This window comes from Streptomyces sp. M41 (assembly GCF_043673425.1).
Lineage (GTDB): Bacteria > Actinomycetota > Actinomycetes > Streptomycetales > Streptomycetaceae > Streptomyces.
The window spans coordinates 17,161-42,697 of record NZ_JBIMKE010000034.1 but is presented as its reverse complement, the minus strand read 5'-3'; the positions used below and the strand labels follow the sequence as shown (position 1 = coordinate 42,697).

24 protein-coding genes and 1 pseudogene are annotated in these 25,537 nt (G+C 71.5%); 6 read left to right on the top strand and 19 right to left on the bottom strand.

Going from position 1 to position 25,537, the window contains the following annotated elements; translation table 11 throughout:
- Positions 1 to 56: 56 nt before the first annotated feature.
- Positions 57 to 1,301 (bottom strand): serine hydrolase domain-containing protein, encoded by a 1,245-nt coding sequence (locus tag ACHBTE_RS30615; RefSeq protein WP_394728011.1) that lies wholly within the window; start codon positions 1,299 to 1,301, stop codon positions 57 to 59.
- A 267-nt stretch (positions 1,302 to 1,568) separates the two neighbouring features.
- Between ACHBTE_RS30615 and ACHBTE_RS30610 the strand changes: the two genes are divergently transcribed.
- Both ACHBTE_RS30610 and ACHBTE_RS30605 read left to right on the top strand, forming a co-directional pair.
- On the top strand, positions 1,569 to 1,706 hold the full coding sequence (locus ACHBTE_RS30610) for a hypothetical protein (RefSeq protein ID WP_394728091.1): 138 nt from the start codon (positions 1,569 to 1,571) through the stop codon (positions 1,704 to 1,706).
- Positions 1,703 to 2,893 carry an SGNH/GDSL hydrolase family protein gene (locus ACHBTE_RS30605; RefSeq protein ID WP_394728008.1) on the top strand — a complete coding sequence of 397 codons (1,191 nt, stop codon included), beginning with the start codon at positions 1,703 to 1,705 and terminating at the stop codon, positions 2,891 to 2,893. The genes ACHBTE_RS30610 and ACHBTE_RS30605 overlap by 4 nt, the downstream gene beginning before the upstream one ends.
- Positions 2,894 to 2,895: 2 nt before the next feature.
- On the opposite strand, the pseudogene ACHBTE_RS30600 reads toward ACHBTE_RS30605, so the two are convergent.
- The 8 genes and pseudogenes from ACHBTE_RS30600 to ACHBTE_RS30565 form a co-directional block, all read right to left on the bottom strand.
- Positions 2,896 to 5,888, bottom strand: a pseudogene (locus ACHBTE_RS30600) (ATP-binding protein).
- Positions 5,889 to 5,910: 22 nt separating this feature from the next.
- Positions 5,911 to 7,989: a trypsin-like peptidase domain-containing protein gene (locus ACHBTE_RS30595; RefSeq protein WP_394728006.1), complete on the bottom strand. Its 2,079-nt coding sequence runs from the start codon at positions 7,987 to 7,989 to the stop codon at positions 5,911 to 5,913.
- Positions 7,990 to 8,084: 95 nt separating this feature from the next.
- On the bottom strand, positions 8,085 to 8,465 hold the full coding sequence (locus ACHBTE_RS30590; RefSeq protein ID WP_394728004.1) for a hypothetical protein: 381 nt from the start codon (positions 8,463 to 8,465) through the stop codon (positions 8,085 to 8,087).
- 66 nt (positions 8,466 to 8,531) lie between these two features.
- Entirely contained in the window at positions 8,532 to 8,732 is a 201-nt protein-coding gene (locus ACHBTE_RS30585) for a hypothetical protein (protein ID WP_394728002.1), read from the bottom strand.
- Between the two features lie 44 nt (positions 8,733 to 8,776).
- Entirely contained in the window at positions 8,777 to 8,989 is a 213-nt protein-coding gene (locus tag ACHBTE_RS30580) for a hypothetical protein (RefSeq protein WP_394728000.1), read from the bottom strand.
- A gap of 81 nt (positions 8,990 to 9,070) precedes the next feature.
- Positions 9,071 to 9,262 carry a hypothetical protein gene (locus ACHBTE_RS30575; RefSeq protein ID WP_394727998.1) on the bottom strand — a complete coding sequence of 64 codons (192 nt, stop codon included), beginning with the start codon at positions 9,260 to 9,262 and terminating at the stop codon, positions 9,071 to 9,073.
- Positions 9,263 to 9,325: 63 nt separating this feature from the next.
- The gene (locus ACHBTE_RS30570) at positions 9,326 to 9,508 is read right to left on the bottom strand and encodes a hypothetical protein (RefSeq protein WP_394727996.1); all 183 of its coding nucleotides are present in this window, start codon (positions 9,506 to 9,508) and stop codon (positions 9,326 to 9,328) included.
- A gap of 36 nt (positions 9,509 to 9,544) precedes the next feature.
- Positions 9,545 to 12,109, bottom strand: coding sequence for a S8 family serine peptidase (locus ACHBTE_RS30565; protein ID WP_394727994.1), 2,565 nt, complete (start codon positions 12,107 to 12,109; stop codon positions 9,545 to 9,547).
- A 278-nt stretch (positions 12,110 to 12,387) separates the two neighbouring features.
- Between ACHBTE_RS30565 and ACHBTE_RS30560 the strand changes: the two genes are divergently transcribed.
- Complete coding sequence (locus ACHBTE_RS30560) at positions 12,388 to 13,104, top strand: BTAD domain-containing putative transcriptional regulator (protein ID WP_394727992.1); 717 nt, start codon at positions 12,388 to 12,390, stop codon at positions 13,102 to 13,104.
- Positions 13,105 to 13,171: 67 nt separating this feature from the next.
- Here the strand turns inward: ACHBTE_RS30560 and ACHBTE_RS30555 are convergent, their stop codons facing one another.
- From ACHBTE_RS30555 to ACHBTE_RS30540, 4 genes are all read right to left on the bottom strand, one after another.
- Positions 13,172 to 13,525, bottom strand: coding sequence for a UBP-type zinc finger domain-containing protein (locus tag ACHBTE_RS30555; protein WP_394727990.1), 354 nt, complete (start codon positions 13,523 to 13,525; stop codon positions 13,172 to 13,174).
- Positions 13,522 to 14,967: an ATP-binding protein gene (locus ACHBTE_RS30550; protein WP_394727988.1), complete on the bottom strand. Its 1,446-nt coding sequence runs from the start codon at positions 14,965 to 14,967 to the stop codon at positions 13,522 to 13,524. The genes ACHBTE_RS30555 and ACHBTE_RS30550 overlap by 4 nt, the downstream gene beginning before the upstream one ends.
- The gene (locus ACHBTE_RS30545) at positions 14,964 to 16,640 is read right to left on the bottom strand and encodes an FAD-dependent oxidoreductase (RefSeq protein ID WP_394727986.1); all 1,677 of its coding nucleotides are present in this window, start codon (positions 16,638 to 16,640) and stop codon (positions 14,964 to 14,966) included. The genes ACHBTE_RS30550 and ACHBTE_RS30545 overlap by 4 nt, the downstream gene beginning before the upstream one ends.
- Before the next feature lie 171 nt (positions 16,641 to 16,811).
- Positions 16,812 to 17,165 carry a VOC family protein gene (locus ACHBTE_RS30540; RefSeq protein WP_394727984.1) on the bottom strand — a complete coding sequence of 118 codons (354 nt, stop codon included), beginning with the start codon at positions 17,163 to 17,165 and terminating at the stop codon, positions 16,812 to 16,814.
- Positions 17,166 to 17,227: 62 nt separating this feature from the next.
- Here ACHBTE_RS30540 and ACHBTE_RS30535 point away from each other — a divergent pair, with 62 nt between their 5' ends.
- Positions 17,228 to 18,097, top strand: coding sequence for a universal stress protein (locus ACHBTE_RS30535; protein ID WP_394727982.1), 870 nt, complete (start codon positions 17,228 to 17,230; stop codon positions 18,095 to 18,097).
- Between the two features lie 14 nt (positions 18,098 to 18,111).
- Here the strand turns inward: ACHBTE_RS30535 and ACHBTE_RS30530 are convergent, their stop codons facing one another.
- The 3 genes from ACHBTE_RS30530 to ACHBTE_RS30520 form a co-directional block, all read right to left on the bottom strand.
- A complete protein-coding gene (locus ACHBTE_RS30530; RefSeq protein WP_394727980.1) occupies positions 18,112 to 19,365 on the bottom strand; it encodes a DUF4032 domain-containing protein in 1,254 nt (417 codons plus the stop codon).
- A 41-nt stretch (positions 19,366 to 19,406) separates the two neighbouring features.
- On the bottom strand, positions 19,407 to 20,153 hold the full coding sequence (locus tag ACHBTE_RS30525) for an MBL fold metallo-hydrolase (RefSeq protein WP_394727978.1): 747 nt from the start codon (positions 20,151 to 20,153) through the stop codon (positions 19,407 to 19,409).
- Between the two features lie 107 nt (positions 20,154 to 20,260).
- Positions 20,261 to 20,890, bottom strand: a complete 630-nt coding sequence (locus ACHBTE_RS30520) for an alpha-ketoglutarate-dependent dioxygenase AlkB (RefSeq protein WP_394727976.1) — start codon at positions 20,888 to 20,890, stop codon at positions 20,261 to 20,263.
- 183 nt (positions 20,891 to 21,073) lie between these two features.
- On the opposite strand from ACHBTE_RS30520, the gene ACHBTE_RS30515 reads away from it, so the two are divergent.
- Both ACHBTE_RS30515 and ACHBTE_RS30510 read left to right on the top strand, forming a co-directional pair.
- Positions 21,074 to 21,688: a TetR/AcrR family transcriptional regulator gene (locus ACHBTE_RS30515; protein ID WP_394727974.1), complete on the top strand. Its 615-nt coding sequence runs from the start codon at positions 21,074 to 21,076 to the stop codon at positions 21,686 to 21,688.
- Positions 21,689 to 21,748: 60 nt separating this feature from the next.
- Positions 21,749 to 23,422 (top strand): FAD-binding dehydrogenase, encoded by a 1,674-nt coding sequence (locus tag ACHBTE_RS30510; RefSeq protein ID WP_394727969.1) that lies wholly within the window; start codon positions 21,749 to 21,751, stop codon positions 23,420 to 23,422.
- Between the two features lie 26 nt (positions 23,423 to 23,448).
- Here ACHBTE_RS30510 and ACHBTE_RS30505 read toward each other — a convergent pair whose 3' ends face one another.
- The 3 genes from ACHBTE_RS30505 to ACHBTE_RS30495 form a co-directional block, all read right to left on the bottom strand.
- A complete protein-coding gene (locus tag ACHBTE_RS30505; RefSeq protein WP_394727967.1) occupies positions 23,449 to 23,811 on the bottom strand; it encodes a DUF488 domain-containing protein in 363 nt (120 codons plus the stop codon).
- 107 nt (positions 23,812 to 23,918) lie between these two features.
- A complete protein-coding gene (locus tag ACHBTE_RS30500; RefSeq protein ID WP_394727965.1) occupies positions 23,919 to 24,170 on the bottom strand; it encodes a WhiB family transcriptional regulator in 252 nt (83 codons plus the stop codon).
- A 106-nt stretch (positions 24,171 to 24,276) separates the two neighbouring features.
- Complete coding sequence (locus ACHBTE_RS30495) at positions 24,277 to 25,494, bottom strand: saccharopine dehydrogenase family protein (protein WP_394727963.1); 1,218 nt, start codon at positions 25,492 to 25,494, stop codon at positions 24,277 to 24,279.
- Positions 25,495 to 25,537 lie beyond the last annotated feature (43 nt).

Below are 25,537 nucleotides of genomic sequence, written 5' to 3'. Positions count from 1 at the left end.
GGAGACGACTGGAGAACGTCCACCGGATCCCGCGGGTTCCCACCCGAGGCGCGCCCTCAGCGCGCGTCGCGGTTCACCGGGACCCCCGGAGCGACGTCCTCGTGCCGTTCGACCGTCGCGGGGCGCTTGCGCGCCTCGGCCTGCTTGCCGCAGAACGCGGACTCCAGCGTGCGCAGCATGGTGTTGTGCAGCGTGCCGTTGTTGGAGGCGTTGGCGACCGCCGCGAGGCTGCGCTTGCCGTCCTTGGACGCGAACGCGTAGGAGTAGTAGCCCTGCACGGCACCCGTGTGACCGTAGACGGAGGTCCCGCACGACAGATCGCGCCGCCGCAGCCCCAGCCCGTACGCCTGGGTGCTCCCGGCCGGCACCCACCGCTGCATCTGCGCGAGTTGCGCCGGGGAGGTCAGCCGGCCGCCGAGCAGGGCCGACAGGAAGGTGTTGAGGTCCCGTGTGCTGGAGATGACCGCGCCCGCGCTCTGCGCCCAGGACACCGTCTGCTCGGTCGCGTCGACGAGGGCCGCGCCGGCCGTGTCAGGGGTGAGGTAGCCGCGGGTGTGCCGTCCCGGGATCTTCTTGCCGGGATGCACATAGAACGTGTCTCGCAGCTCCAGCGGCTTGATGATCCGGTTCTGGTACTCGGTCCGCACCGCACGGCCGGTGAGCTTCTCGATGAGCATGCCTGCTACGACGAAGTTGGTGTTCGAATACGAGTACGCGCCGCCCGGCTCGGTGGTGCGTGGCTTGCCCAGGGAGCGCTTCACCAGCTGCCGGTAGGTGAACACCTTCGAGCGGACCGCCTCGAAGCCGGGCACCGTCCGCGCGAACATGTCGTTCGTGTAGTCGTACAGACCGCTGCGATGACTGAGCACATGGCGGACCGTGATGCGGTCGTCGGGCAGCAGCCCCGGCAGATAGCGGTTGACGGGGGCGTCGAGCTTCAGCTTCCCCTCGTCGGCCAGTTGCAGCAGCACCACCGCGGAGAAGATCTTGGTGACGCTCCCGATACGGAACCGGTCCGAGTTGCTGATGGTCCGTCCGGTTCTGCGATCGGCGACCCCGGTGGCCGCCCAGTACACCGCGCCGCGGTCCTCCAGACGGGCCATCGCGCCGGGCGCGCCCTGCCGCCGCGCCGTACGCAGCACCTCCCACAGCCCGTCGACATCGGGCTTGGGCAGCGCGCGCGCCGACGGGGCGGCTGTGGTGGCGGCCGCCCGCTGGGGTGCGGCGTGTGCGGGAACCACCAGAAGCGACATCAGGGCCGCCGTCACCGCCGTACCCCTGACCACAGTTGCTGAGACCATCCGGCTTCCTCTCGAGTCAATGGACCTGCCGCCGACGCCTGCTCGGCCGACCTGGTGCGGGGCCACCTTCTCGCATCCCGTCAGATCCCCGCGGAAGGCGCACAGTTGGCCGGCCCCGGATCACCGGGTGGGAGTCCCCTCGGCCGGTCGCCGAACTCGCTGCGGCGACCACCGGACTTCCGGTCACCGTCGCGACTCACGCGCCCTCACCGTCGCCGAGCAGAGTCCGCTCGACGCCAAGGGCATCACCTATGCTCGGGAACTGGTGTGGGCGCTACCGGTCGGCTGGAGGAGTGGATGTCCCCCGACGACCTGGGCGAGACCACGCGCCGGCACCCGTCCCCGCTGGTCGGCCTGTTTGCCGGCGACCGCGCCTCCGTCACGCTGCGGGACGTCTGCCGATGAGGGCCCGACTCCCCATGGCCGTCGTGCTGTTGACGCTCGTCGCCTGCCAGGGCGCGCCCGCCGGGGCGAAGGGCGACCCCGGCGAAGTCGTCACCTGGGCGGCGAGTGCCGACCGTATGGGTGCGGGCGTCGCCGACCGCAGCTATCGGCTCGTCGTGCACACCAGCGTCGGCGGCACCGCACCGCGCATCCGGCTCACCAACGCCTTCGGGGACCGGCCGATCACCTTCGACAGCGTCTACGCGGGCATCCAGAAGCAGGGCCCCGAACTGCGGCCGGGCAGCAACCGGCGGCTGACCTTCGACGGTGAGCGCACGGTCACCGTGCCCGTGGGCCGCACCGTGTGGAGCGACCCGCTGACCCGCAGGCTGCCCGCCGCGACGAACCTGGTCGTCAGCCTGCACAGCCCGGACGCCGGCGGCCCGGCCAGCGGCCACTGGATGGCCATGCAGACGTCGTACGCCGGCCAGGGTGACCACACCGCCGAGGAGAGCGGCGCGGCCTGGACCGTCCCGACCGGGTCCTGGTTCCATCTCGACGCCGTGTCCGTACGCACCCCCGCGGGCACCGCAGCGGTCGCCGCCCTCGGCGACTCCGTCACCGACGGCTGGCAGTCCACCACCGACCGGAACCGCCGCTGGCCCGATTACCTCGCCCGCCGGCTGCGACGGGCGGACACGGCGGTGAAGGGCGTGGCCAACGCCGGAATCTCCGGAAACAAGGTCCTCACGGACCTCCCCGCCCCGAGCACGCTGAACCGGCTGGACCGGGACGTGCTGTCCCTGCCCGGAGTGCGGACCGTCTTCCTCTTCCAGGGCGTGAACGACATCAAGGCCCGCACCGGTGTCACCGCCGGCGACCTCTTCGAGGGCTACCGCGAGATCGTCGACCGCGCGCACGCGGCCGGCAAGTGCGTGGTCGGCGCCACCATCGGACCCTTCAAGGGCTGGCACGAATGGGACCCGGCCGCCGAAGCCGTACGCCAGGAGGTCAACGAGTTCGTCCGCAGCAGTGGTGAGTTCGACGCCGTGACGGACTTCGACCGCATCCTGCGCAGCCCCCACGACCCCGAGCGGATCCGTCCCGTCTTCGACGGCGGCGACCAGCTGCACCCCAACGACCAGGGCATGCGGGCGATGGCCGACGCCGTCGACCCGACCGCCCTCGACTGCGACACCACCGGCTGACGTCAATCGCCGCTGTCGTGCCCGGCGGGCAGCCGGCCCACCGTCTCCTCCCGCGCGACCAGGCCCTCCCGGTAGGCGACCGCCACCGCCTCCGTACGGCTCGCGGCACCCAGCTTCGCCAGGATGTTGGAGACATGGACGCTCGCCGTCTTGCCGGTGATGTACAGGGCCTCGCCGATCTGCCGGTTGCTGCGGCCGAGGGCGAGCAGGCGCAGCACGTCCTGCTCACGGGCGGTGAGCGGGGCGGCGCCCCCGGCGGTGGCCGATGTACGGGCGGCGGTGGGGTCCTTGAGACGGCCACGGCGGATCAGCGCGTCCACCCGGTCCAGGAGCGGCGTCGCGCCGAGTCGGACGGCCGTCGCGCGAGCCGCGGCGGCCTCGGCGGACGCCGTGTCACGGTCGTCCGCCGCCAACAGCGCCTCGGCGTGCCGGAGCCGGCACCGCGCCCGCTCGTACTCGTCGCCGTAGTCGAACGCGGCCACCGCCTTCGCCCACGCCCCCGCGTGCGGGCCGGACACCGCGCGCGTCCACTCCGCTTCCGCACGGACCAGCCACGCCATGCCTTCCGGACCCTGCGGCATGCCGTGCTTGCCGCGGGCAGCCGTGGTGCGAGCCAGCTCCACCAACTCCGTCGCGGTGTCCGTCCAGCGGCGCAGCCCCGCCTCGTCGCCGGCCGGCCGCAGTCCGGCGGCCCGGTCGGCGACCGCGGACAGCGCGAGGGCGGCGAGCCGGACCGTGACGTCGGGCAGCGTTCCCGCGTCGTCGGTGAGGGCCGCGACCGTGGACCGCAGCCGCTCCACCGCCCCCTCGGGGTCACCGCGCAGAGCCGCGGCGTCGGTGAGCGTGATGCCCGCGATCAGCGTGCCCATCCAGTCGAAGTGGCCCTCGAGCAGGGCGCGGGCCTCCTCGACGGCCGCGAAGTCACCGCGCGCGAGAGCGACATACAGCGCAGGGCCGGCCGTGAATCCGGCCGCCGCGGGCAGCACCTCGGCATCGGCCCGGGCGAGGCTCACGCACTCGTCCCAGCGGCCCAGCGTGTACAGCACCAGCAACCGCAGATACCGCATCTCCAACGGATACGGCGACGACAGCAGCCCGGCCCGGCGGGCCCGGTCCAGCCCCTCCGCCAGCCAGGCAGCGACTCCTGGAGATCACCGGACTCGAAGGAGCCGACGGCGAGATTGAACAGCGCCCGCATCTCCACCGGCGCGTTGCCCGAGTGACGCGCCAACTCCCGTGCCTCACTCAGTCGTTCACGGCCCTCGGGCGTACGACGGCCGCCGCCCTCGAGCGCGGCGAGTGAGATGAGCAGGTCCGCCCGGGCGTCGGTCACCCGGAGCTCCTCGGCGACGCGCAGCGCCTCGCGGGCCACCCGCAGCGCCGTCTCGCTCTCCCCGACCTGGCGGGCCGCCATGACATGGGTGGCCGCCGCCCACACCCATGTCCGGGACGGGGGCTCGGCCGGGATGAGGGCGAGTGCCTCGCTGCTGTGGGTGAAGGCCGCCGTGAGGTTGTCGACGCTGAGCAGATTGCCGGCCAGCGTGTATCGGACCCGTGCGGCGAGCTCGGTGTCCGTCTCCTGGCCGACGCCCGCGAGCGCGGAGCGGGTGAGGGCGACCGCGCGGTGCGCCTGGCCGGCGTGCGCCGCCGCCGAGGACGCGCGCAGCGTGAGCGTCACCCGGTCATGGCCCTCACCGGAGGGGCGTGCCGAAGGCTCCACCGACGCCCACAGGTCCAAGGCCGTCTCCAGATGCCGCAGTTCCTCCGCGGGCGCGCCGACCTGGTGTGCGTGCGCGGCGGCCTCCAGCGAGGCGGCCAGCGCCTCCGCCAGGTCGTGGCTCTCGCGGTAGTGATGGGCGCGCTCGGCCGCGGTCTCGGCCGCACGGCTCCGACCGGCGAGCAGCCGCGCGAACGTGCCGTGCAGCCGGGCCCGTTCACCCGGCAACAGGTCGGCGTACACCGCCTCGCGGGCGAGCGCGTGCCGGAACGCGTAGGTGTCGCCGTCCCGGGGCACGAGCAGCTGCCGTCCGACGGCCTCGCGCAACGCCGACTCCAGCTCCTCCTCCGGGATGCCCACGGCGGCCAGCAGCAGATCGTGTCCGACCCGCCGCCCCGCCACGGCCGCCGTGCGCAGCACCTGCTGTGCGGTGTCCGACAGCTGCTCGAACCGGATGAGGAGCGCATCGGCCAGCCCGCTGGGCACCCCGCCCGCCTCCGAGTCCGTGGCCGCGACCAGCTCCTCGGCGTAGAAGGCGTTGCCCTCGGCCCGTTCGACGATGCGCCGGACGGTGGTGTCCGTGAGCGGCCGGTCCTGCACGGCCCGCACCAGCTCGGCCACCTCGGCGTCGGCCATGGGCCGCAGCTCCAGCCGCTCGACCGCGGGCAGCCGCACCAGCTCGGCGAGCAGTGGCCGCAACGGATGCCGCCGGTGCAGATCGTCGGCCCGGTACGAGGCGAACACAGCCGTCCGCTGCCGGGCCGCGCCACCCCCGGACCGCTGGAGGACGCCCCGGCTCAGCAGGAACCGCAGCAGATCCCTGGACGACTGGTCGGCCCAGTGCAGATCCTCCAGCAGCAGCAACACGGCCGCGGTTTCGGCCAGATCGGCCAGCAACGCCGCGAACCCCTCGAACAGCCGCAGCCGATCCCGTACGGCGTCCGTGCCGCCCCCCAGCAGCCCCTCCACCACGGGATGAGCCCCGAGCACGGCCGCGAAACGCTCGTCCCCGGCGAGCGCCCCGAGCACCTCGGTGAACGGCAGATACGGCAGCCCGACATCACCGAGATCGACACAGTGCCCGGTCAGCACGATCATCCCGTCCCGAGCCGCCCGCCCCGCGACCTCGTCCAGCACCCGGGTCTTCCCGACCCCGGCGTCCCCGGCGACCAGCACGGCCCGGGCGTCCCCGCCACGGGCGCGTTCCAGCACGTCGGAGAGACGGGCGAGCTCGGCGTCCCGCCCGATGATCGGCGTGGCGAATGGATTCTGCAGCACAGGTCCATCCTGCCACCGTCGATCAACGGGCCAGGGCTCGCCCGATCGGGCCCGCCACGCTCGCGTGGGCCAGGTATTCGGCGATGTCGTGCGCCCTGTCAGTGCCGTTGGCGACCTCCGGCTGTTCGAGATCGCCCCAGTGCCGCCCGGGCAGGGGGCAGCCGATGGCGACCGCGTCCGCCGGGGACCAGGCGTTCCACCACGCCCGGACTCTCTCCGGCCGGTGCGGTCCCCGGACCAGAAGCCTCCCATTGACGGCGTCCAGCCCCAGTGGACTGCCCAGGGTGACGAGCACGACCTGGTCGATCCCCGGGGGCAGCCGTTCGATCAGATCCATGCCGACGACGGTGCCCAGGCTGTGCGTCACGAAGACGAGTTCGCCGGCCTGGGGCATGGTCGCGGACACCGCTTCGAGCACCTCGTCCCGGATGTCCGGCTCGCTCAGATACTTCGCGACATCGCGGAAGACCGCGTCGATGGTCCATCGGTCGAGATCCGACCGGGCCGCCACCCAGCCGAGGGCCCGCCGGAATCTGCGGACGGCGGCGTCGAGGCCCTCCTCGGCCGCCAGGGCGTCCTCGCCCCCGGCCGCGCCCTCCGGCATGCCCGTCCTGGCCGCGGCTTCGAGGAGCAAGTCCATGTGGGCCTGCGAGTCCGGTCCCGGCACACCGGGGGCCCCGTCCGAGTAGCCCTGGGCCTGCGGGACCCCTCCGAGGGACTCCTTCGCGCCCATCAGCTCGGCCAGGCGGTCGCCGTAGTACGGGAACCAGGCGTCGGCCGGATCGACCGTCGGCAGGCCCGCACGGGTCAGGCCCTGGTTGAGGCCGGCGGCCCATTCGCGGCGGAGCGCCTCGGGGTTCTTCCCCTGCTGGCTCCTGCCGTGCAGGTACGCCAGGTGTCGGTGGCCGCCGAAGGCCCCGCTGCGGGCGGGCAGACCGGTCGCAGCCACGCGTTCGGCCAGGGCCGCGCCGACCGGCTGCCGTGCACGGACAGGAGCAGCCATGGTGCCGGCCGCCCCGTTCGGCGCGGCCGCTGTCGATTCATGGGGGGCGATGGTGCCGAGGCCGGACTCGGGCCCCATCTCCCCCAGCAGCGCGCGCTGTGCGGGCGTCGGCCGCACGGAGGCCACATGGCGCAGGACGGAACTGATGCGTACGCCCTCGTTGGCGACCCAGGACAGGGCGCCGTCGCCATCCCTCGGCTCCCACACCGCGCCGTCCCTGCGCAGGGGCCGCCCGTTCGGGTCCGTCTCCGGCACACCCATGTGGTGCAGGGCCACCACCTCCCACTGGTCGTTGAAGACCGGGGAGCCGGAGTTGCCCGGTTCGGTGTCCGTCTGGTAGTGCAGGAAGTCGTCCAGCCGTGTGAGCAGCCTGTTGTCGCGCAGCGCGACCTCCTTGAGTCGGCCGTTGGGGTGACCGACGATGTTGACCAGTTCCCCCTGGACCAGCTTCCCGGTGCGGGCACTGAGCCGGTTCCAGCCGAACACCCCACCGGGTGGCTCGTCGCCGTCCACCGGGGCGAGCGCCACCAGGGCGTAGTCCAACGGCTCATGGGCCAGGAACAGCGCATCCGGGGCGAACTCCACCCGGACGACGTCCTCGGGCACGTTGTCGACGCCGACCTGCGCCTCGAACTCCGCGAAGCAGCTCCCGGCGAACTCCGCGTCCGGCAGTACATGGTGATTGGTCATCAGCAAGCGAGGCGACACCAGGAAGCCGGTCCCCATCGGGAGCTCCCTGCCTCCGCGCCGCAGTGTGATCCGGGCGACCGTGCGGGCCGCGCGGGCGCCGCGCTGCAGGAAGTTCGCCGCCTGAAGGTCGTTGGACAGGCCGATGATCCGCTCGTGGGCCTGCGGGAGATCCAGCGGCTCGGCGTGTATCTGTTCGACGACGGCCGAGGCGGGCACTCCGCTCCTGCTGAGGATCCGCTCGGCCCGCTCGGCCAGCGCCTGCGGAGTGTCGGGGAAGGCCACACCCTCCGCCGTCCGCGCCTCGGCCCGTTCGCGCGCCGGCGCCGACTCCCGGTAGCGCCGCGCCGCGTCGGCGACCTGCCGGCCCTGTTCCTCGTACGACCTCTCGACGTCTCGTGTGTCCACCATGGGCATGTCTCCCACCTCCATGGGCTCCGGACAGGGAGCGGCAGGCACGGCACCGCAGGCTCGGCCGCCATGCCTGCCGCTCGGATGGTTGCCGCCTAGACGATCCCGGTCCACACACAGGGACCGGCGGGCGGACAGCTCCAGCCGCGTGCGTCACGGCCGGGGGAGGGGGCGGGGTCCGCGACGACGTGGCCGAACATGGACTTCGGCGGCGGCTCCTCCAGGAACTGCCCTTCCGCTCCGGGATTGTCGACCGGCTCGTATGTGCCCGTCACCTGCATATAGGGCTCGTAGAGGTCCCATCGGCGCTCGATTGTCGGCCCCTGGATGGGGAGATCGAGCCGTATGCCCGGGGGACCCGCGGCACCGCTCTCCGCACGTTCCAGGGCACTGCCTCGCCGACCGCCGGACCCGCTCCTGGCTGCCTGGCTGCGTCGCGCGGCCGGCTTCTTCTTCCTGTCGGGTTCCTTGTTCATCCTGATGTCCTTTCAGCGGCCCCACCGGCAGCGGGCCATGAGGGCCGCGCCGCCGGGAGACGGAACTCAGCCGAACAGGGAGCCGATTGCGGAGCCTGCCAGGCCGAGCAGGGGCAGGATGGGCAGGTTGGGCTCGACGCCGTCGGTGTCGTCCCGCTGCCCTTGGAAGCCGGCCGGGGTGCGGTCGACAGCGGGCGTCTGGTAAGGCGTCCGGAGCGCGGTGACCGGCCCGGGGCCGGGGAGCCGCGGCGTGAACTCGTCGTTCATGGCGCTGTCCTCTCAGTGTGTTGCTGCCGGAAGGCCCAGGGGGCCTACAGCACGGCGTCCAGGGCACCCCGCGCGGCCTTGCCGATGTCGTGCCACGGGATGTCGGACCAGCTCAGGTCGGGCTCGACACCGTCGACGTCGCCGCGCCGGCCGCAGGTTGCCGCGGGCGTCCGGTTGATCGCGGGTGTCTGGTGAGGGGTCCGGATCGCGATGGCCGGTGAGGGCGAGCCCTCATCCCACCTCTTCGTCCTTGTCATGTCATTGTCCCTTCGGTCCGGATGCCGGCGGGCGGGGCGCGCACGGCCCCGCTCGCCGACGTGCCAGGGGTTTTCTCGAGTTCAGAGCAGGAAGTTCGCCGCTGTCTTCAGGATGTCGCCGAAGCCGAAGTCGGCCTCGACGCCGTCCGTGTCACGGCCGTCGGCACCCCGGGCGACGGTGGGATCCCGGTTGATCGCGGGCGTCTGGAACGGCGTCCGCAGTGCCGGGGGCCGCGTGGGCCTCTCCTCGCGGGTGAACAGTGTGTCCTGCATGGTTTGCTCCTCTCACCTGTTGGGGTGGGCCGGCGAGCGGTCGCCGCCGGACTTCTGTCGGCTCTAGCCGTTCTGCATGGCCCGGCACATCTGACGCGCCGTGCCGACCAGGTCTCCGCAGACGGACTTGGCTGCTTCCACGCCCCGGTCGGCGGCCCGGGCGGCCGATGCCTCCCGCTGGTCGCGATGGACCGGCGGGGCCTGTACGGGAACGGTGAGTCCCGGGTGACGCGGTGTCTCGTGCATGAGGTCTCCCTGGTACCTGGTGTGCGGTACGGCGGCTCAGAAGTCGCCGATGAAGGTGTGGGTCGGCGCGAGGCTCACCGGGAGCTCGTCGCTGACGTCGAAGGTGTACAGCTGGGAGAACTTCGCCCTGCGGTCGTTCTCCGGGTCGAAGAAGGTGAGGATGACGTCCTGGCAGTCGGAGCCCGGCCGGCAGAACGGACTCTTGGAGACCCGGATGGTGTCCAGGGAGTAGAGATGGTGTTCGTCGTCGGTGGCGCCCGGGAGCTGCTCGGCCGCCAGCATGCCGGTGGCCATTCCCTCGGCGATCGAGAAGGCGTTGGTGCCCGCGTAGTTCAGCGCGCGGTCCGCGGAGCTCTGCCCGAGGTTGCGGAACTGCCAGTAGATCTTGTCCAGGATGGTGAGGACCGTCTTCTGCATGTCCGCGAGTCGACTCGGTTCGATATCGATGCTGCGGGCCTCGAAGTTCTTACGGACCGCCTCCACCACGGCCTTGACGAAGAGGCGTTCCTCCCAGGCGTACAGTCCGCGGCTCTTGACCTCGACCACGGGGACGACCTGTCCGGAGAACAGGCGCACCGTACGGTCCGTCAGGACGCCCGGTATCGACACCCGCGAGACATAGCTGTCGTTCCCGCGTTCCCTGATCTGCGCCACGATCGCGTCCCGGAAGGTCCGGTAGACGGTGGAGACCGGGGGATAGGAGAGGGTGTCGATGATGGCCGCCAGTCTGGCGCTCTTGTCGCTCCCGGACACGGCATCCTCCGCATCGCGCTTCACCTGGTCGGGCGCCGCCGCGGGGTCCTCGATGATCGGCTGCGTCCAGTCCATCCCCACGGGCGCCTCCGCCTCCAGGGCGTAGATGGGCGTGGCGTCCATGTTCAGCGTCCAGGTGAGCTTGTCGCACGCCCACGGGTTCTTCGCCAGGTAGGCATGGAGCTGCTTGGGGTCGTAGACGTTCGGCTGGACCTCTTGCTCCGGGTGCTCGGCGGTGGCCGGCCTGAATTCAAGCGGCATCTGCTGCCGGAAACTGTCCCGGCGGGCCTCGGTCCGGTAGTCGAAGCCGATGGTGCCGATCGCGAAGATGAGCTGGTGTCCCTCGCCGCTCGCGACCGCCCCCATGTTCGCCGACGTACCGCCGCTCGGCCGCCCGCCGCAGGTGCCGCCGCAGTCCGGGCACGAAGGGCGCACACCTTGCTCCACCGGGACGGCCTGGGCCGGGGCCGGGTGGGGCTGCTGCGCGACCGGGGGTGTGGAGGGGGCGTACGGCTGCGGCGTGGGCGGTGGTGCCGGCTGGGCTGCGGCCTGTACTCCCGCCTGGGGGAAGGGCTGCTCGTAACCCGACGGCGCGAGCTGTTGGGGTGCCTGAAGCACCGCGCCGGACCAGGAGGGCGGCGGCGGAGGCGGGGACTGCGGGGCGGGCGGCAGCTGGCCGACGGCAGGGGGCGCCGGCGGAACCGGCGGAAGCGCCGGCGCCTGAGGCTGCGGGGGAGGCGGCGCTCCGGTCGCGGCGGCGGGCTGGGCCGCGGGGGCGGGGGGAGGCGGGGCAGCGGCGGCGGACAGACCTTCGGCCGCCTCCCCGGCGTGCGCGTGTACGGCGTTCGTGTCCATGACGATGGCTGTTCCTTTCGGTTCGGCGTGCGTTCTCCGGGGCGTCGCGATGCCGCCGGTGATGCTCACGGAGTCACTCCGCACTCCCTGGGGCACGAGCGGGTCCCCCGCCCTGATCAGGTCGAAGGCCTGCGCGGCGGCGAGTCGGCCGCCGAGGAGGCGACGGCACTCGGGTGCGTCGTCGGGTGCGCACGGCGGACGGCTCGCGGCGGCGAGGATGGCCCGGCCGGCGGCGAGCGGGTCCGGCTCACGGCCTTCGGCGATCTGCTGGGCGACGAGCAGCGCCGCGACGCCGGTCACCGCCGGGGTGGCGAAACTGCTGCCGGTCAGCGCCGCGAGGCCACCGCCCGGCACCGCACCCTCGATCTCCCGGCCGGGAGCGAGGACTCCGTTCGTCCGGTAGGCGGGCCCCCAGTTGTTGATGTCCAGCGGCGTGCCGGCGGCGTCGGTGGCGCCCACGGCGAGCACGGACGGCGTGGCGGCCGGAGCCTGGAGACAGTCGCAACCGTCGTTGCCGACCGCCGCGACCACCAGCACCCCGTTGTCCGCGCACAGGCGCAGGGCCCGCTCCAGCATGGCTTCGGCCTTGCCGTCCGCACTGCGCTCGCCGCCGCTGATGTTGATGACATGGGCCCCCGCCGCCACGGCCTGTTCGACGGCCCGGGCGAGGTCGAGCTGCGGGACTCGGGCCACACCTCCATCCGGGGACTCCCGGAAGACCGGGAGGATGAAACCGCGGCACCGCGGCACAAGACCGGTCACCGCGGATCCGGGCTGCCCGAACAGAAGACTGGCCACATGGGTGCCGTGCAACGACATCGGGCCGGAACCGGCGCCGTCCGGCACAAGCGTGGCCAGACGGGTCAGATCCGCTCCCGCGAAACACGGATGCGCGAAGTCGACGGGTCCGTCGAGCACCGCGACGCGGACTGCCGGAGTGCCCACAAGCCCGGCCTCCCCGGGAACCGTGCGCAGTACCGAGCGGACGTCCATCCGTTCCTCCCGTCCGGACCTGGCGGTCCTTTTCGGCTACGACTCCGGTTTCCCACAGAGATGTTCCGTAGATATTCGACGGAATGTGAATTGTTTATCGATAATGCATCTCTGATGCGTTCCGGGAGCGTTCAAGAAGCGTTTTCGATGTGTCGCGTAATTGTTTCCGCGGTGCCGTTTTGATGATTCTTGAAGTATCTGACGTGCCAGGCATGCCTGGTCCGACGGGGTTACAGCGGTTGCAGCAGAAAAACGCGTCGCGCACAGTGTTAGCTGTGATGAACGCAGTCCATCTCGAAATCCTGGGACCATTTGAATTAATCCGGGGCGGCCGTACGGTCGCAGTCCCGGCGGGGGCTCAACGTCTGCTGGCCCTGCTCGCCGTGCGCGGCGAAGGGATTCACCGGCGCGCCGCCGCCGAGCAGCTTTGGCCTGAGTGCACCCCGCTGCGGGCGGCGGCCAACCTCAGATCGGCCTTGTGCCAGAGCCGGAAGATCAGCCCGAAGACCGTCGTCGTCAGTGATGCGCAACGGCTCGCGCTCTCCCCGGGCATCTCCGTGGACCACGGGGAGGTCTGCCGGTCGGCCCGGCAGTTGTTGGAGCGCGACGACGGGCCGCAGGCCAAGCCGGGTGACCTGGTCAGGCTCGTCGAGGAGCTCGGCCGGCCACTGCTCCCCGGCTGGGACGACGAGTGGCTGATACTCGAACGCGAACGATGGGACCAGATGCGTCTGTACGCGCTCGAGGGCCTGGCACAGCACTTCCTGGCCCTGGGCAGGTATCTGGCGGCACATCAGGCCGCCTTCACCGCCACCGCCGTCGACCCCTACCGCGAGACCGCCCACCGCATCGCCATCGAGGTCCACGCGGCCGAGGGAAACGTCGCCTGCGCCGTCAAGCACTACCTCGAATACCGCAGGCTTCTGCAACGCGAACTGAGGGTTTCGCCGTCCCCGCGCATGACCGAGCTGATCCGGGATCTGACCACGGCCTGACACCACGGCCTGACGGGGAACGCGCACGCAAACGCTCAGCCGTGCAAACGCTCAGCCGCGCAGGCTCTCAGCCGCGCAGTGTCTTCGCCCAGTCGGCGGGCACCCGCCCCCGCGGTCCCGGCGCCGGCTGCTCCGTGGGATGGCTCACGGGCGGGGCGAGTTCAGGACCCGACTCGTACAGCTCGTTCGTCGCGTAGTCCCAGTACCAGCTCTCACCTGGCTCGAAGCTCTGCACGAAGGGATGCCCGGTCTCCCGGAAGTGCGCTGTCGCGTGCTTCGCCGGTGAACTGTCACAGCAGCCCACGTGCCCGCACTGGGCACACCGCCGCAGATGGAACCACCAGCCACCCGCCGCGTCGCACTCCACGCAGCCGCTCCCGCTCGGCGGCACGCCCGGGTCGATTCCGTTGTCTCCGGTCATGCGGGATCCTCCTCGGCCGATCTGAGCGGCAGCAGCACCTGGAACCGGGTGTCACCCGGCTCCGACTCCACCTGGATGCTGCCGTGATGCTTGTTGACGACGATCCGCCAGGAGATGTCGAGGCCGAGCCCGGTGCCCTCGCCCACGGGTTTCGTCGTGAAGAAGGGATCGAAGATCCGCCCCCGGTCCTCCGCCGGAATACCGATCCCCGTGTCCCGGAACTCCACCAGCAGCCGGTCGTGGTCCGGTGCCGTCCGTACGGTCAACGTGCCTTCCCCGCCCGCGCTCTTGATGGCGGAGACCGCGTTGTCGACGAGGTTGGTCCACACCTGGTTGAGCTCCGCCGGGTACGCCGGAATCCTCGGCAGCGTGCGGTCGTACTCCTTGACCACTTTGATCTGCGGGCCGATCTTGCCCGACAGCATCAGCAAGGTGCTGTCGAGGAGTTCGTGGACGTCGGCGTTCTGGAAGGGCGCCCGGTCGAGCTGGGAGTACTGCTTGGCGGCGTCGACGAGATGGGAGATGCGGGTCGTGGAGTCGTTGATCTCGTCCATCAACAGCTCGGTCTCGACGGTGTAGTTGAGCCATCCGATCGCGCTCGGCAGGATCTCCTCGGCCACCGCGGCCGCCACCTCGTCCAGCCAGTCCGCGTCGAGACCGGCCTGCACGAAGGTGGGCGCGATGCGCCAGCCCTGCGGGATGCCGTGGTCGTCGAGCCAGTCCGTGACGGCGTCCTCCCGGTCCGACGCCTCTAGCGGGCTCAACGACGGTGCCTTCGCGACCCGTTCGGCCGTGCGTTCCTGGATCTCGATCAGGTTGGCGATGGTCTCCGGGGAGTACGAGCCCTGCGCGATGACGGCCAGCTTGTGCCGCATCTTGCCCACGCGCTCCCGCAGCGTCGAGGTCGCCCGTACGGCCGCCGCCGCGGGGTTGTTGAGTTCGTGCGTGAGACCGGCGGAGAGCGAGCCGAGCGCCAGCAGCCGTTCGCGCTGGTTGACGGCGACCTGGGTGCTCTTCTGCCCGAAGAAGAGACCCTCCAGCAGATGCAGGGCCATCGGGAACCACTCGCGGATCACCTCCGCGAACGTCTCGGCCGGCAGCACGAAGAACCGCGTCGGCTCCGTCACCCGCATCGAGCTGTTGTACACCTGCGGCACCCGGTCGCCGAGATAGGCCTGCCAGGCCCCGGAGTACACCCCGCGCTGGGAGGTGCGGTTGACCTCCACGTCGTCGCCGCCGACCCGCCGGGACAGCACGACGGTGCCCTCGATCATCACATAGAAGCAGGTCGCCGGCTCACCCTCGGTGTACACCGGGCCGGGCTGGAACAGCTCCACCCGGCCCTCGCCGCACAGCCTGCCGAGCTGCGCCGGGCTGAGCTTCTCGAACAGGAACAGCGCCCCGATCTCCCCGGGGTTGCAGGGCATCGACTGTCCGCTCATGACTGCTCCAGATAGCGGTGGACGAGCATCACGGCCATGGCTCCCTCTCCTACGGCGGACGCGACCCGCTTGGCGGACTCGGCGCGGGCGTCGCCCGCCACGAACACGCCGGGAACATTGGTCTCCAGGTGGTACGGCGGCCGGTCCAGCTCCCAGTCGGCGGGTGGACGCCCGTCCGCGGTGAGGTCCGGCCCGGCCAGGATGAACCCGCGCTCGTCGCGCAGCACCGTCCCGCCCAGCCAGTCGGTCAGGGGCGCCGCGCCGATGAACACGAACAGCCACTGGGCGTCCACGAGTTCGGTCCGCTCGCTGTCCACGTCCCGCAGCGTCAGCTGCTCCAGATGGCCGGAGCCGTGCGCCGACTCGACGACCGTGCGGGTGCGTACCGAGATGTTCGGGGCCTCGCCGATCTGCTGGATCAGATAGTGCGACATGGACGCGGACAGATCGGGGCCCCGCACCAGCAGGGTCACCGACTTGGCGCCCCGCGACAGATACATGGCCGCCTGCCCCGCCGAGTTGGCGCCGCCGACGATGTACACGTCCTGCCCCTGGCAGGCGGGCGCCTCGGTCAGGGCCGAGCCGTAGAACACCCCGCACCCCGTCAGCTCGTCGCACCCCGGCGCCGCCAGCTGCCGATAGGACACCCCGGTCGCCAGGATCACGCTGTGCGCGGCGACCGCCGAACCGTCCGAGAACCGTACGACCCGGGCGGCACCGCAGACCTCCAGCCCGGTCACCTCGCGCGCGGTGAGGATCTCGGCGCCGAACCTCGCCGCCTGCCGCCGGGCCCGTTCGGTGAGCTGCGCGCCCGACACACCGTCGGGGAAACCGAGGTAGTTCTCGATCCGGGAGCTCTGACCGGCCTGCCCACCGGTCGCCGAGCGCTCCACCAGCACGGTCCGCAGACCCTCCGACGCCCCGTACACGGCCGCGCCCAGCCCGGCCGGGCCGCCGCCGATGACGACCAGGTCGTAGAAGTCGGCCGTCGGTGTCGTGGCCAGCCCCACCTGCGCGGCCAGCTCGGGCACCTCGGGCGCCACGAGGGGCGTGCCCTCTGCCGTGATCACCAGCGGCAGGTCGTGCCCGTCCTGGCCGGCCGCGGCCAGCAACCGCTGCCCCTCCGGCTCGTCGGCCGAGTACCAGCGGTACGGCAGCTGGTTGCGGGCCAGGAACTCCCGCACCTGCGAGGAGCGCGCCGACCAGCGGTGCCCGACCACCTTGGTGCTGGGCACCGGCCGGTAGTCGCTGCGCCGCCACGCCTCCAGCAGTTCGTCCAGGACCGGGTACAGCTTCTCCTCGGGCGGGTCCCAGGGCTTGAGCAGATAGTGGTCGAGGTCGACGACGTTGATCGCGTCGATCGCCGCGCTCGTGTCCGCGTACGCGGTCAGCAGCACCCGGCGGGCGCCCGGGTACACGTCCAGGGCCTGTTCGAGGAACTCGATGCCGTTCATCTGCGGCATCCGGTAGTCGGCCAGGATCACGGCGACCAGGTCGCCGCGGAGTTTCAGTTCACGCAGCGCCTCCAACGCGGACGCCCCCGACTCCGCGCGCACGATCCGGTGCGACTCGCCGTAGCGCCGCCGCAGATCACGAGCGACCGCCCGGGACACCCCCGGGTCGTCGTCCACGGTCAGGATGACGGTCCGCGCTGCGTCGGCGGCCTGTGCCATAGGTCTCCCACCCCGAGGGTCTCGGTCGCGGCACGGCGGGAAACGACCGGACGGGGCAGCCGCCGCGCCGACTCGGCCCCATCGTATGTTCGATCCGCCCCCTTCGCTCGGGTATGCGGGCCGCGGACTCCTCGCGCGCGAGGGCGGTTCTCGGACAGGCCGGCCCGGATCTCAGCTCCTGCGCGGGCCGAGCACACAGAACTCGTTGCCCTCCGGATCGACGAGCACCACCCACGGCTGATCGCCCTGCCCGACGTCCGCGTGCCGGGCGCCGAGCGCGAGCAGCCGGGCGACCTCGGCGTCCTGCTCGTCCGGACGGAAGTCGAGATGGAGCCGGTTCTTGATGGTCTTGCCCTCCGGGACCGGCGTGAAGATCAGCCCTGGCAGGCGGTCCTCCCGGGGACGGATCTCGTACTCCTCGGCCGAGTCGTTCAGCACGACCCAGCCCAGCGCCTCGGCCCACCAGCGCCCCAGGGCCACGGCGTCGGCCGCGTCGACATTGACCTGTTCCCACTCCAAAGCCATGGGGGCAGGGTAGTGAAGACTGGACCCGATCGACGTGACCACGACATAAGGAGGCAGCCGGAATGACGCGCCCGATCACGGCAGCGGTGGACGGATCCGAGGAGAGCCTCGCCGCGCTGGGCTGGGCCGCCCGGGAGGCGGTCCGCCGGGGGCTCGCCCTGCGAGTGGTGCACGCCTGGCGGTTCCAGCCGCACGAGGCCATCGACGCCGACGCGGACTCCCAGGCCCAGTGGGTGCAGCAGGGGCTGGAGCAGACGGCCCGGTCCGTCGCCGAGCGGCACCCCGGCCTGCGGGTGACCACCGACGTGCTCGAGGGCGGTGCCGTCGAGACGCTGGCCGCCGCCGCGGCGGACGCCGAGATGCTGGTGCTGGGCTCACGCGGACATGGCGTGGTCGTCGGGTTCCTGCTGGGCTCCGTCGGTCAGCAGGTGATCGTCGAGGCCGCCCGGCCCGTCGTCCTCGTACGCGCTGGTGACCAGCCGTCCGCCGAGGCCGCCGGGCGCGAGATCGTCGTGGGTCAGCAGGGCGACGAGCAGGACAGTGCCGCGGCACTGCGGTTCGCGTTCGAGACGGCCGCGGCGCGCGGCGCGCACGTGCGCGCCGTACGGGCCTGGACCTTGCCCCCGCTGTTCGCCTACAGCCCGGGCTCCCTCAAGCTGCTCGACGAGGCCGGCGGCCTGGAGCCGTACGAGAAGAAGGCGCTGGCGGAGGCGCTGCGGCCGTGGCGGGAGCGGTACCCGGACGTCCATGTCGTCGAGCACGTCGAGATGGGCAGCGCCGGGCAGGTGCTGCTGTCGGTGGCGGGGCGGGCCCAGCTGATGGTCGTGGGGCGCCGCGCCCGCCGTACCGCCGTGGGCGCCCGCATCGGGTCGGTGGCACACGGCGTCCTGCACCACGCGGACTGCCCGGTGGCCGTCGTCCCGCACGACTGAGGGCACCCCGCGGGTCAGTCGGCCGCCGTGCCGAGCGAGTCGGCCGTGGGCTGAAGCGTCTCGCGGGCCTTGGGCAGGACGGTCTCGATGTAGTCCTCGACCACCGCGTCCAGCGCGATGTCGTGCTGCGCCCGCTCGGACAGATACCAGCGGTGTTCGAGCAGCTCGTGGTAGATCTCGGCCGCGTCCATGGAGCCGCGCAGCGCCCGTGGTACGGCCCGCACGGTGGGCCGGAAGACGTCCCGCACCCAGCGGTGGGCGAGCACCTCGGGGCGGGCGCCGAGGGGGTCGCCCGGGGCGTGGTCGTCCTGGGTGGCCATCCAGCTCTCCAGGTCGTTGAGCAGCCGGCGGGCCTGGTTCTCCTCGGTGTCCAGGCCCGTCAGGCGCAGCAGCTGCCGCTGGTGGTGGCCGGCATCGACGACCTTGGGCACGAACGTGACCGTGTCACCGTTCGTGGCGTGCTCGATCTGCATCTCGGCCACGTCGAAGCCGAGCTCGTTCAGACGGCGTATCCGGCGTTCTATGTAGTGGTACTTGCCCGCCGGATAGACCGAGGTGCGGGTCAGTTCCTGCCACAGGCCCTGGTAGCGGGCGCAGATCTCCATGCCGAACTCGATCGGGTCGACCGACGGATGCAGCGCCCCGGACGCCTCCAGGTCCAGCAGTTCGCCGCTGATGTTGACGCGGGCCAGCTCCAGGTCGTAGTCGCGCTGACCGGTGCTGAGCCGGGCGTGCAGATCGCCCGTCTCGGCGTCCACCAGATAGGCCGCGTACGCGCCCGCGTCCCGCCGGAACAGCGTGTTGGACAACGAGCAGTCGCCCCAGGCGAACCCGGCGAGATGGAGCCGGACCAGCAGCACGGCCAGCGCGTCCATCAGCCGGTGCATGGTCGCCGGGCGCATCGTCGTCTCGAACATCGACCGGTACGGCATCGAGCCGCCCAGGTGCCGGGTCACCAGGACCGACTCCAGCGGCCCGCCGGCGGTGTCGGCGCGCCCGGTGACCACGGCCAGCGGGTCCACCGCGGGAATGCCGATGCGGTCCAGATCCCGCAGCAACTCGTACTCGCGCAGAGCCGGGCGCTCGGCGAGCTCCTTGACGGCGATCACCTCGCTGCCGGCCCGGGCGTACCGCACCACGTGCCGTGAGATGCCACGCGGCAGCGGGACCAGGACCTCCTGCGGCCACTCCGCCAGGGGCATCTGCCAGGGCAACTCCAGCAGGAGTGCGGGATGCTCCGGATTCGTCGCGCTGATCTGGAGTGCCATGGGCCGTTCGTCCTCGCCTCGCCGCTGATCGTCACCTCACCTTAAAGTGCCCGCTCCCGGGCCTGAAGAGCAGCTTCGCCCAGCGCTCCCCGGTGCACGGGGCCGTGCCCGGGCAACAGCACATCGGCGTCGAGCACTTCGAGCGCCGCGAGGGAGGCCACGGCACGGGCGCGCTCGCGGTGGAACATGTCCGGCAGCAGCTGCGGGCCCTTCAGACGCGAGGTCGGGTGCCCGCTCACCAGGGCGTCGCCCGCGATCAGCACACCGGCTTCCGGGAGGTGGTAGGAGCAGTGCCCGTCGGTGTGACCGGGCGTGTGCACCGGGACGGGGCGGCCGGGCAGGTCGAGCGGGACGGCCGGGGGGAACGGTTCGGGGGAGGAGACCGGGACGTGCGCGGTGCCGCCGGAGCGCAGGGCGTGGATCGCCCAGGGCAGTACGCCCGGCCGCCAGCCGTTCCTCAGCACCGTGCCGATGCTCACCTGGTGCAGGAACTCCCGGCGGGCGTGCGGTACTTCGGCCGGGTGGAGGTATATGGGTGTGCCGTAGGTGGCGCGCAGATGCTCGGCGTTGCCCAAGTGGTCCGTGTGCGCATGGGTGATCAGTACGGCCGTGACCGCCTCCGGCGCGCTCCCCACCTCCTGGAGCGAGGCGAGCAGCCGGGCCCGGTCCCCGGGGTAGCCGGTGTCGATCAAGGTGACCGCGTCCCCTTCGGACAGGATCACCCAGTTGGTGTCGCTGCCGTACACCAGGTAGGTGCCGTCGGCCACTTGCTGCACATCTGTCCGCATGATCGCCCCGCGTGATGAGGTCCTTGCCCGACGCGGACAGCAAAGCAGATCAGGAGCCCGGTCGTGTGCGCAGGGCCGCATCTTCGCCGCAGGGGCGCATCCTCGCCTCAGCGCACACCGGCCGGGCGGAACTGGATGCTGATGCGCGGTCCCGTGGCACGGGTGCTCTTCGGTATCGAGTGCTCCCAGGTCCGCTGGCAGGAGCCGCCCATCACGATGAGGTCGCCGTGCCCCAGCGGCCGGCGCAGGGTCGCGCCGTCGCCCCGCGCGGGGCGCAGCAGCAGATCGCGCGGTGCGCCCACGGAGAGGATGGCGACCATCGTGTCCTCGCGCGCTCCCCGGCCGATCCGGTCCCCGTGCCAGGCGACACTGTCGCGTCCGTCACGGTAGTAGCAGAGCCCGGCCGTGACGAACGGCTCACCCAGTTCCTCGGCGTAGTGCGCGGACAGCGTGTCGCGTGCCTCGTCCAGTACGGGGTTCGGAAGCGCGTCGTCCGTGCCGTAGAAGGAGAGCAGCCGGGGCACGTCGACCACGTTGTCGTACATCTTGCGTCGCTCGGCACGCCAGGGGACCTCGGCGGCCAGCTGCTCGAACAGGGCGTCGGCGCCGCTGAGCCAGCCGGGCAGGACGTCGATCCAGGCGCCGTCGTCGAGCCCGGTCCGGCGGATCCCGGCGAGGGATCCGAGCCGCAGCTCGTCGGTCTGGTCGAACAGGGAGCCCTGGAGGTGCCTGGTCATGGGGACAGCGTACTCCGAATCGAAAATCTGTTCCTATGAGGATCTCTGGCCGCCCGTTTCTGTGCCCGTTTCTCCTGACTTTCCGCCCCCCGTTTCTCCTTCTCCTTCTCCTTCACCTTTGGTCAGGCCCTATGGATACATCGCTGTATCGGATACATTCCCGTATCGAACGGAGGGCTGGACATGACGGGGCAGACAACGGCCAAGCGCGTCACCAAACGCCGGGTCCGCACACGTGCCAATCTGCTCGACGCCGCGTTCGCGGTGTTCGCTGCGAAGGGGTTCGGCCGGGTCTCCATCGAGGAGGTCTGCGAGGCCGCCGGTTACAGCAGAGGCGCCTTCTACTCCAACTTCGACAGCCTGGACGAGCTGTTCTTCGCCCTCTACCGGGAGCGGGCCGACCTGATCGCGGAGCAGGTCTCCGGGGCCCTCGCCGTGGACGGGCCCGATCTGGACGTGCCCGCCGCCGTGGACCGGGTGACCGAGGTGCTGCTCCTGGACCGGGACTGGCTGCTCGTGAAGACGGACTTCCTGGTCCACGCGGCCCGTGAGCCGGCCGTTGCACAGACCCTGCTGGAGCACCGGGCCCGGCTGCGCGGCGCGATCGCCGACCGGCTCGCCCGTGCCCGGGGTTCCACCGCACTGCCCGCCGTGCTCGGCGACATCGACGGCGCCGCCCACGCCGTGGTCGCCGCGTACGACGGTGTCACCACCCAACTGCTGCTGGACAAGGACGTCGAGCGGGCGCGTGGCTGGCTGAAACAACTGCTCACCGCACTGCTCACCGACGCCCTCTGAAAGCCCCCGAAAAGGCCATAAGCAGGCAGGCCACCATCGAATGAGGAAGGGACGGTCGCCATGGATGCCGACGTCATCGTCGTCGGAGCGGGACTCGCGGGCCTCGTCGCCGCGCACGAACTGACCAGCCGTGGCCGCAAGGTCGCGCTCGTCGACCAGGAGAACGCCGCCAACCTCGGCGGTCAGGCCTTCTGGTCGTTCGGAGGGCTGTTCCTCGTCGACTCCCCGGAGCAGCGGCGCCTGGGCATCAAGGACTCCTTCGAGCTGGCCTGGAACGACTGGCAGGGCAGCGCGCAGTTCGACCGGGTGGACGACGAGGACTCCTGGGCGGTGCGCTGGGCGCGCGCGTACGTCGAGTTCGCGGCCGGTGAGAAGCGAGGGTGGCTGGACGGGCACGACATCAAGTTCCTGCCCACGGTGGGCTGGGCGGAGCGCGGCGACCTGCGCGCCGACGGCCACGGCAACTCCGTGCCCCGCTTCCACGTCGCCTGGGGCACCGGCACGGGCGTCGTGGAACCGTTCGTCCGGTACGCGCAGCAGGCCGCGCGTGACGGGCTGCTGACCTTCCACCACCGTCACCGGGTCGACGAGCTGGTCGTCGAGGAGGGCGCGGCGCGCGGGGTGCGCGGCACGGTCCTCGCCGAGGACAACTCGCCCCGCGGTGTCGCCTCCAACCGCGACCACGTGGGCGAGTTCGAGCTGACCGCCCAGGCCGTCGTCGTCACCAGCGGCGGCATCGGCGCCGACCACGACATCGTCCGCCGCTACTGGCCCGAACGGCTCGGTACCCCGCCCGCCGAGATGGTCACCGGCGTGCCCGCGTACGTCGACGGGCGGATGCTCGACATCAGCGCGGAGGCGGGTGTACGCCTGGTCAACCGCGACCGTATGTGGCACTACACCGAGGGCTTGCGGAACTGGGATCCCATCTGGCCCGGCCACGGCATCCGCATCCTGCCCGGCCCGTCCTCGATGTGGTTCGACGCCCTCGGCCGCCGGCTCCCCGACCCGTGCCTGCCGGGCTACGACACCCTGAGCACCCTCAGGCATCTGCGCACCGACGCCGACCTCGCCGGCCACGACCACTCCTGGTTCATCCTCAGCCAGAAGATCATCGAGAAGGAGTTCGCGCTGTCGGGCTCCGAGCAGAACCCCGACATCACCGCCAAGGACCGCGCCGGCTTCCTCAAGGAGCGCGTGCTCGGCAAGGGCGCCCCGGGGCCGGTGGCGGCGTTCGTCCGCAACGGCGCGGACTTCGTGACCGCTCCCGACCTGGAGCAACTGGTCGCGAGGATGAACCAGTTGACGGACAAACCGCTCCTCGACGCGGACGCCGTCCGGCGCCAGATCGAGGCCCGCGACCTCCAGATCGCCAACCCCTACAGCAAGGACGCCCAGATCCAGGGCATCCGCAACGCCCGCCGCTACATAGGCGACCGCCTCGGCCGCGTCGCCACCCCGCACCGCATCCTCGATCCGGCGGCCGGCCCCCTGATCGGCGTCAAGCTGCACATCCTCACCCGCAAGACCCTCGGCGGCATCCAGACCGACCTCGACTCCCGGGCACTCACGGCCGACGGCACTGTGATCGACGGCCTGTACGCGGCCGGCGAGGTGGCGGGCTTCGGCGGCGGCGGCGTCCATGGCTACAACGCCCTGGAGGGCACCTTCCTGGGCGGCTGCCTCTTCTCGGGCCGGGCAGCGGGCCGGGCCGCCGCCCGGCAGACCGCCTAGGCTCCGAGGCGCCGGGGTGGTCCGAACTACCGGGCCCAGCTCTCGCCGAGCACACGGGCGAGCACGGAAGCGTGGCTGCGCTCCGGGTTCTTGACCGCGGTCACCAGTGTCACCGGGCCCTTGCGGGACAGTTCGCGCACGTGGTCGAGGAGCTCGGCCGCCTCCGGGGCGGCGAGCTCCGCCTCGTACCGCTCGCCGAACTCCTCGTACGAGCCCTCGCCCGCGTGGTACCAGCGGCGCAGCTCGGTCGACGGGGTGATCGCCTTGGGCCACTCGTCCACGTGCGCCGCGTCCTTCGACACACCGCGCGGCCACAGCCGGTCGACGAGCACCCGGACGCCGTCGTCCGGCTCGGGCGGTTCATGGATCCGGCGGACCCGTACGCTCATGATCGGACCTCTCCTGGGCGGGACGTGTTCGCGAGCGTACTTCCGCGATCCGGTGCACGCCGGTCGTCCGCTTCCGTTCGTGTCCAGCGGCCCCGTGAGCACGCGGGTCAGCCGGCACGGCGGCCGACGGCCGTGCGGCGCCTGAGCGCACGCCGTTCCGTCTCGCTCTTCCCGCCCCAGACCCCGATGGACTGCCCCGAGTCCAGCGCGAAGTCCAGACACTCCTGCTGGACGGGGCAGCGCCGGCACACCGCCTTGGCCTGCTCCGTCTGGAGCAGGGCCGGGCCGGAGGTGCCGATCGGATAGAAGAGGTCGGGGTCCTCATGGCGGCAGGCCGAGTGGTCTCGCCAGTCGTCCATCAAAGTCACCTGCGATCGTCGTACGTGCCCTCGGTGGATGCATTACTCGTTTTCGAGTCGCCTGTCGATGCGCAAGTGAAACCCCGTGGAGGCCCGGCGAATTCGGTCACTGTTCGCGCATGCCCCACGGGGAGCCGTACGCGGTCAGCAGGTCCAGGAAGGGCCGGGCCGGGAACGCCTCAGGTCCCAGCACACCCGCACCGGACCAGGCGCCGCCGGCGAGGAGTTCGAGGGCGACGACCGGGTTCACGGCGGTCTGCCACACCACGGCCTGGGAGCCGTACTCCTTCATGGACCACTGGTTGTCGACCACGTGGTACAGGTACACCTCGCGCGGCTTGCCGTCCTTGACGCCCCGCACCCAGGTGCCCGCACAGGTCTTGCCGTGCATCCGTTCGCCCAGCGTCGCCGGGTCCGGCAGACAGGCGGCGACGACGTCCCGAGGAGAGACCTGCACCGGCCCGGCAGCGCTCGGCACGGTCACCGGCTCGGTGCGGTCCAGTCCCAGCAGGTGCAGCGTCTTCAGCGTGGCGATGAACTCCTCGCCCAGGCCGTACTTGAAGGTCACCCGGCGTGCGCCGACCCAGCGCGGCACCAGGAGGACCTCCTCGTGCTCCACGTTCACGCACTCGACCGGGCCGATGCCCTCGGGGAAGTCGAACACCTCGGGCTCGCTGAACGGCTCGGTGGTGAACCAGCCGCGGCCCTCCTCGTAGACCACCGGCGGGTTGAGGCACTCCTCGATCGTCGTCCAGATGTTGAAGGACGGCGCGAAGTCATGGCCGTCGACGGTGAGGTTCGCGCCGTCGCGCACGCCGATCTCCTCGATCTCGTCGAAGAGCTCGTCGGCCGCGTGCCGGGCGAACACGTCCGACAGGCCGGGCTCCACGCCCATGCCGACGAGAGCGAGCACCCCTGCCTCCTCCCAGTCCTCGGCCTCCTCGAACTGGGAGTCGCCCAGCTTCACCCCGCACTCCTCGTACGGGCGTTCCGGGTGCGGCCGGGACAGTGACATCGCCATGTCGACATAGGTGGCCCGGGCGGTGCGCGCGGCCCGGAACAGCGGCATCACGAAGCGCGGGTCGGTCGCGTTGAGCAGTACGTCGCAGCTGTGCCGCTCCAGCAGCGCGGCCACCGCTGCCCGGTCGTTCGCGTCGATGCGCTCGGCCCGGAACCGGGCGTCGCCGCCGAGCGCCGCCACGGCCGCCTCGGCCCGTCCGAGGTCGTAGTCGGCGACCACCATCGACTCGAAGAAGGGACGCCGGGCGGCGATCCGGGTGATGGCGGTACCGACTCCGCCGGCTCCCACGAGCAGTACACGCATGACAAGACTCCCTGGGCTTGAAGGTCTGCGACGAGCTTGAACG